Raw genomic sequence first — 5,886 nt, forward strand, 5'->3', positions numbered from 1 at the left:
AAAATAGCGTCGGCCGCTTTAGTTTTTTATAAGACTCCGCCCCTGGGTTTGTGCACGCGGGTGTTTAATTGGGGGGGCGGGGGGGCGGGGGGGGGGCTGAATCTCCCCGGCGCCGCCTGTGCCACGGGCGGCCCCGACCCCCGTCCAGGGCCACCTCGTCTGTGATCCCCCCGTTCACCGCCGCTGGGCGGCGGTCTCCTCTCTCAGTTCCGCGAGTACCTCGTCCACCAGCGGCAGGTGGTAGACGTCGGCGACGCGGGCCAGATGCTCGTGCTCCTCCACCAGTTCGGCCCCTGTCGTCACCACCACGCTGTCCGCCGCGGACTCCGGCACATGTCCGTTTGCTTGATTCAGCAAACCGCGTCTGAGCGCCGCTGCTTCCACTACGGCAGCAAGTTGCCAATCGTCGAGTCGCGCCGCGCCGCCCTTGACATGCGCAATCTCCAGCGCGCGGGCCTCCACATGACGCCGTACGCCGCGCTGGACATCCCGGATCTCCGCCATCTGGCGGTTGGCCCGCCACTCCAGATCCGCGAACGGCCACCAGCCGGCCCAGCGGGACTGCCCCATGGACACCTCGGGGGCCTGCTCGGTGACCTCCCGCCACAGCGGCCGCAGCCTCCGGAAGCGGCGCCACGCGGAGGCCCTCGGGCCCACCGCGGGGATGGCGAAACCGGCCAGCACCAGGAGCGCCGCGACCGAGGCGGTCAGCGGGGCCACTCCGTTGGAGAGCCAGTACAGCTCATGGCCCGCCCAGGAGAAGACGAAACCGATCAGCTTGCAGGAGCAGTACGCCAGTCCCAGCCAGCATCCGGCGGCCAGCACCCGCAGCCCCCGGGCCAGCCATGAGCCGCGCAGGCTGGCGGCATAGCGCGGGCACAGGATGCCGAGCCCCGCCAGACCGGCTCCGAAAATGGCCAGATACAGCACCAGGAAGAGGACCACTCCGGGTGCGTCGGCGTAGGCGGTGCTGAAGTCGCGGGGGTGCTCCACGGCGTCCGGGCGGCCCACCGCGAAGCCGACGACGGCCACCGTCCACGCCACGGCCACGGCGGCGACCACCGCGCGGGGCGGCACCGCGGAGCCCGTCCAGCGCAGCAGCAGCACCAGGGCGCCGGTGGCGAACACCACGACGGAGGAGTAGAGGAAGACCATGGCCAGATTGGCGACGCCCATCAGCCCGTCGAACCAGCGGTAGACGCTGGGCGCGGAGAGCAGGAACACATTGGCCACGGCCGCGGTCATCACACACGCCAGGCCGAGATCGGCGTTGGCGCGGTCGCGGAACCAGGCGCGGGCCTTGTAACCGGCCATCGCCCAGGCGGCGGCGCCGAAGCACAGATAGACGAGGTCAAACACCGGTGTCACCGCCCGGTTCACCGCGTACGCCATCGGTACGGGCGACCCCGTCGGTGCGCACATGACGCAGCGCCGGGCCCAGCGCCGCGGCGAGTTCGGCCGCCCGGCCCTCGAGCGGCAGCCCGTGGTCCGGCGAGGTCGGCACCACACGCTCCATCAGGAGGGTGCCCAGCACCTCGGTCTCGCGCTCGGTGAGGTTGTCGTAGCAGTGGTGGCGGGCGAAGTCCGGGGTCATCCCCAGCCGGCGCATCGCGGTGGTCACATCGACCGACGGCGTCCACATCCGCAGCGCGTCCTCGGTGACCGCCGGGTCCTGCTCGTGCCCGAGCAGCAGATGGCCGATTTCATGCAGCACGATATGGATCTGGTGCCAGGGGGACGTCCTGAGCTCGTAGAAGATCCAGTAGTCCTCGTCGGTCGAGGCGGTCATGCCCGAGACCACACCGCCCAGGCTCATCGGCACCAGGTGGACGGGGCGTCCGACGCGGCGGGCCACGAGGTCGCACAGACCGGGCAGGTCGGTCGAGGCGGGCAGCCCGAGCTCCTTGATGAGCTGCTTGCACCGCCGCCGTATCCGGCCCACTCGCATGCCTGTACCACCCTCGTTTCCGGTCCGCCGCCAGGAGGAGAAGAGTTCCGGGTCATCGGCGGCCATTCGTCGCCCCGCCGTCCGGACCGCCCGAACCGTCCGCCTCTCCGGCGTCGTTCGTACCGGGCGGCTCGGGCGGAAGGTTCATCTGCTGCCGGAACTGGGAGATGATCGTGGTGAGACTGTCCTGGACCTCTGGCGGGAGGCCCACGGAGCGCAGCGCGATGCTGCGGACCCGCTTGTCGCGCATGGCGACGAGGAACCGTACCTCCTCCTCGACCCGCTCAGCCTGCGAAGGCGACAGATCGCCCAGCAGATAGCCGACGGGCACGGCGAAGAACTTGGCGAGCGCCCGCAGCACATCCGGGCTGGGGTTGGTGCGCCTGCCGTTGCGCAGCATCGACAGATACTGCTCGGTCAGGCTCACCCCGCCGTACTCCCCGCCGCCGCTGATCTCCTCGGCGACATGCGCGTTGGTGTACGGCGCGCCCGGCGGGTGCATGGTGGTGAACAGGTAGTTGAGCCGGTCCGCCAGCGGGCTGCCGTCGGCGTCCGGTGACCTGTCTCCACCCGCTGCCATCTGCGCCCCCTCACGGCTGCTCCCGGGCTCGCACACCCTCACGGTTGGTTAAGGCGAACGACGCCGCGCGATGCATCCTGCCATGTGCCACGCGGGGCACACCAGCCCGGTGCCGCATCACGGGGGTGGAGGACTTAACTACCAGTTGGTAGCTGAGCCAGAAGGGTGATCCGTCAGGCGAGGGAGGCGACCGGTCGACGGCCGGGATGTCCGCTTGCTGCCAGCGGCCGCGGCCGGGGGACCGGTGTCCTCCCTCGCTCTCAGCGCACGCACCGGGCCATCAGTCCACGCTCTGGAGGATGTGCGGCTCGGCGAGGTCGTCCTCGTAACCGGCGAGTCGGATCGGCGCGGACCGCGCCCATACCTCCAGACTGCCCACCTCGGCGGCCTGCACGAACCGCCCGCTGTTATCGGCGCGCGCGTCGTCGCTCTGCGTTTGTTCGGGGGTCACCGCACACTCCCTCGTGTCGGCTGAACCGGATCTGTCGTCAGATTAACCAGCGCTTGAACGCTTCGCGCGTCGATTCTCAGGGAGTGGACAACGAGCCGCCGCCGGGACCGCGTTCCGGGCCCGGTGGCCGCGGGGAGCCATCCGTGGTGAGCTGGTACGTACGAGACCCACCGAACACGTCTCACTTGGTGGACAGCGCGGTATCCCAGGCGACATGGCCGTCGGGGCGCACCAGGACCGTCCGCCGCCCCGCCCAGCCGTCATGGGTGGTGGTCGGGCGCGCGGTCACGGCCCGTATCCGGTCCGGGCTCCCGGCGAGCGCGTCGGCGATGGCGCGGGCGTCGCCCGGGTCACGCCCCGTAGCGCCGTCCGCGCCGAGGTGGAGCAGCACGAAGCGCCCGTCGGCCAGCAGCGGATACAGGCTGGGCTCCGGCACCCCGTCCAGCCCGAGGTCGGGGGCCCGGGTGCCGGTGAGCCGGTCGGCCGCCCCGTCCGCCGGGTAGGCCACGTCCAGCGCCGAGAGCTCCCCGGCGAACTGCCGGTTCACCGCCGGATGGGCGGCCAGGAGCCGGCCGAACACCGAGCGCAGGGCCTGTACGTCGGGCGTGTGCGTGGCGCCGAGCACGGTCTGGGCCTGGGTGTTCTCCAGCAGCGCGGCCCCCACGGGGTGGCGCTCGGCGTGGTAGGTGTCCAGCAGCCCGTCCGGCGCGCGGCCCTGGCACACCGCGGCCAGCTTCCAGCCGAGGTTGAAGGCGTCCTGGAGCCCCACGTTCAGGCCCTGGCCGCCCATGGGCATGTGCATATGCGCCGCGTCCCCGGCGAGCAGGACGCGGCCGTCGCGGTAGCGGGCGGCCTGCCGGGCGGCGTTGCCGAACCGGGACAGCCAGCGGGGTGCCCGCATCCCGAAGTCCGTGCCCGCGACCTGGCGCACATAGCCGCGCAGCTCCTCGAAGGTGAGCGGCCGGTCGGCGGGGATGGTGAGGGACTCCCTGGTGGAGCCCGCGATGCGGTGGTGCCCGTCGGCCAGCGGGACGATCAGGAAGCCCCCGTACTCGTTGTCGACCGAGGGGGCCGACGGCGGCGCGTCGAGCACCACATCGCCGAGGAAACCGGTGGTCGTGGTCCCGGTGCCGGGGAAGTCGATCCCGGCGGAGGTCCGTACGGCGCTTCCGGCCCCGTCGCAGCCCACCACCCACGACGCGCGCAGGGTGTACGTCCCGTCGGGGCCCGCCACGTCCACCTCGGCGCCGTCCGCGTCCTGGCGCACCTCCAGCGCCCGGTGCCGCCGGCGGATCTCCCCGCCCAGCGCCCGCAGCCGCTCCTCCAGCAGCTGCTCGGTGCGGAGCTGCGGCAGCACCAGCGTGTACGGGAAGCGGGTGTCCAGCACGGAGAAGTCCAGCCGGACCGGCAGCCCGCCGTAGTGCCCGGTGGGCACGGGCACGCCCTCGCGGACGAACGGCTCGGCGATGCCGCGCATCGCCAGCACCTCCAGGCTGCGCGGATGCAGGGTCAGCGCCTTGGAGTGCGGGCTGCGGGCGGCCGCGCGCTCGATCACGGTGACGTCCACGCCCACCAGCCGCAGCTCGGCCGCGAGCAGCAGCCCCACGGGTCCGGCCCCCACCACGACGACGTCGTTCACCACACCATCCCCCTCGCTCTGTTCCGATCCCGACCTCTTGATCCAGGATCAATGATCTGGCCCCAGTAGACTTGATCCCGGATCAAGACGCAAGCGGAGGGAGAGCGACGGCATGGGCCTGGACCGCACGGCCGTGGTGACGGCGGCACTGGAACTGCTCGACGAGGCGGGGCTGGACAAGCTCACGATGCGCAAGGTCGCCGAGCGGCTGGGCGTGCAGCTCAACACCATCTACTGGCACGCCTCCAGCAAGCCCCGGCTGCTGGAGCTGATGGCCGACGCGATGCTCGAGGGATGCGCCGACGCGCCGCTCCCGGAGCCCTGGGACGAACGGGCGCAGACGCTCGCCCACCGCTATCGCGCCGCGCTGCTCTCCCGCCGCGACGGCGCCCGGGTCGTGGCCGGGACATATATCGCCGAGGAGCACACCCTGCGCTTCGCGGACGCCATGACGGGCGCCTTCCTCAGCGGTGGCCACGGCCCCGCCGAAGCGGGCTGGCGGACCTGGTCGCTGGTGTACTTCACGCTCGGCCTGGCCCAGGAGGAGCAGGCCGCCCAGGGCATCGGCGGCATGGAGCCGCTGCGGCGGGCGGTCACCGCCGAGCGCTTCCCCTCCCTCGCCGTGGTCACCGAACACTTCGGCGACTTCGAGCACCGCTTCCGGCATGGCGTCGGGCTGATCGTCAGGGGACGGGAGGCGAACGCGTAACCCGCCCGCCTCCGGGCCAGGAGATCCGAGGTCTTGCCGCGCCTGCCCCCATGCGGGCGCCATTTCCGGCCGCCTTCCCCGCCGTCCATCCGATGTTTATGACGCCCGAGGGGTTCCGGTTCCGCCATGGGGCCTGCATCATGCCCGAGGGGTTCAGGTCGAGGAACCACAGGCATGTACGTGACCGCCGCAGCGCCCCGCCGCCCCCGCCGAAGAACGCCCGCACCCCGGTTCACACCCCTGGAGCGTCATGTCATCCGCACCCACCAGAAGGACCGTCGTCGGCACCGCCATGGCCGCGGGCGCCGCCGCCGGACTCGCCGGCCCGGCCACCGCGTACGCCGCCGAGCCACAGGCCCCCGCCGCGGCCGCCCGCCCCGCGGGGGACCCCTGGGCCACGGTCCTCGCCGACGCCGACATGGTGTGGCAGAAGATGCCGCGGACCTGGTACGAGGGCCCCTTCCTCGGGAACGGCCGGCGGGGCGGCGGGGGCGCGCCCCCCCCCCGCGCCGCGGCCACGGCCCGCACCTCCTCGGGGCTGATGTCGAGCACCCGCTCC

6 protein-coding genes and 1 pseudogene are annotated in these 5,886 nt (G+C 72.2%); 2 read left to right on the forward strand and 5 right to left on the reverse strand.

Annotated features, from left to right (window positions below):
* Positions 1-174: 174 nt before the first annotated feature.
* The 5 genes from ACFXB5_RS20395 to ACFXB5_RS20415 all read right to left on the reverse strand — a co-directional run bounded on the left by ACFXB5_RS20395 (position 175) and on the right by ACFXB5_RS20415 (position 4,621).
* On the reverse strand, positions 175-1,359 hold the full coding sequence (locus tag ACFXB5_RS20395; RefSeq protein ID WP_385209820.1) for an MAB_1171c family putative transporter: 1,185 nt from the start codon (positions 1,357-1,359) through the stop codon (positions 175-177).
* Positions 1,352-2,014: an ImmA/IrrE family metallo-endopeptidase gene (locus tag ACFXB5_RS20400; protein WP_385209711.1), complete on the reverse strand. Its 663-nt coding sequence runs from the start codon at positions 2,012-2,014 to the stop codon at positions 1,352-1,354. The genes ACFXB5_RS20395 and ACFXB5_RS20400 overlap by 8 nt, the downstream gene beginning before the upstream one ends.
* Positions 2,001-2,528 (reverse strand): helix-turn-helix domain-containing protein, encoded by a 528-nt coding sequence (locus tag ACFXB5_RS20405; protein WP_385209713.1) that lies wholly within the window; start codon positions 2,526-2,528, stop codon positions 2,001-2,003. The genes ACFXB5_RS20400 and ACFXB5_RS20405 overlap by 14 nt, the downstream gene beginning before the upstream one ends.
* Before the next feature lie 280 nt (positions 2,529-2,808).
* Positions 2,809-2,979, reverse strand: a complete 171-nt coding sequence (locus tag ACFXB5_RS20410) for a hypothetical protein (protein ID WP_020866352.1) — start codon at positions 2,977-2,979, stop codon at positions 2,809-2,811.
* A gap of 181 nt (positions 2,980-3,160) precedes the next feature.
* Entirely contained in the window at positions 3,161-4,621 is a 1,461-nt protein-coding gene (locus tag ACFXB5_RS20415; RefSeq protein WP_385209717.1) for an FAD-dependent monooxygenase, read from the reverse strand.
* Between the two features lie 109 nt (positions 4,622-4,730).
* Here ACFXB5_RS20415 and ACFXB5_RS20420 point away from each other — a divergent pair, with 109 nt between their 5' ends.
* Together ACFXB5_RS20420 and ACFXB5_RS20425 are read left to right on the forward strand one after the other, a co-directional pair.
* Positions 4,731-5,327, forward strand: coding sequence for a TetR/AcrR family transcriptional regulator C-terminal domain-containing protein (locus ACFXB5_RS20420; RefSeq protein WP_385209720.1), 597 nt, complete (start codon positions 4,731-4,733; stop codon positions 5,325-5,327).
* A 250-nt stretch (positions 5,328-5,577) separates the two neighbouring features.
* A pseudogene (locus ACFXB5_RS20425) lies at positions 5,578-5,886 on the forward strand (hypothetical protein); the annotation flags it as partial.

This window comes from Streptomyces sp. NPDC059455 (assembly GCF_042750115.1).
Lineage (GTDB): Bacteria > Actinomycetota > Actinomycetes > Streptomycetales > Streptomycetaceae > Streptomyces > Streptomyces endocoffeicus.

Coding starts and splice junctions, on each gene's coding strand:
- ACFXB5_RS20400 (WP_385209711.1), bottom strand. CDS start 2,014: ATGGCCGCCGATGACCCGGAACTCTTCTCCTCCTGGCGGCGGACCGGA.
- ACFXB5_RS20405 (WP_385209713.1), bottom strand. CDS start 2,528: ATGGCAGCGGGTGGAGACAGGTCACCGGACGCCGACGGCAGCCCGCTG.
- ACFXB5_RS20420 (WP_385209720.1), top strand. CDS start 4,731: ATGGGCCTGGACCGCACGGCCGTGGTGACGGCGGCACTGGAACTGCTC.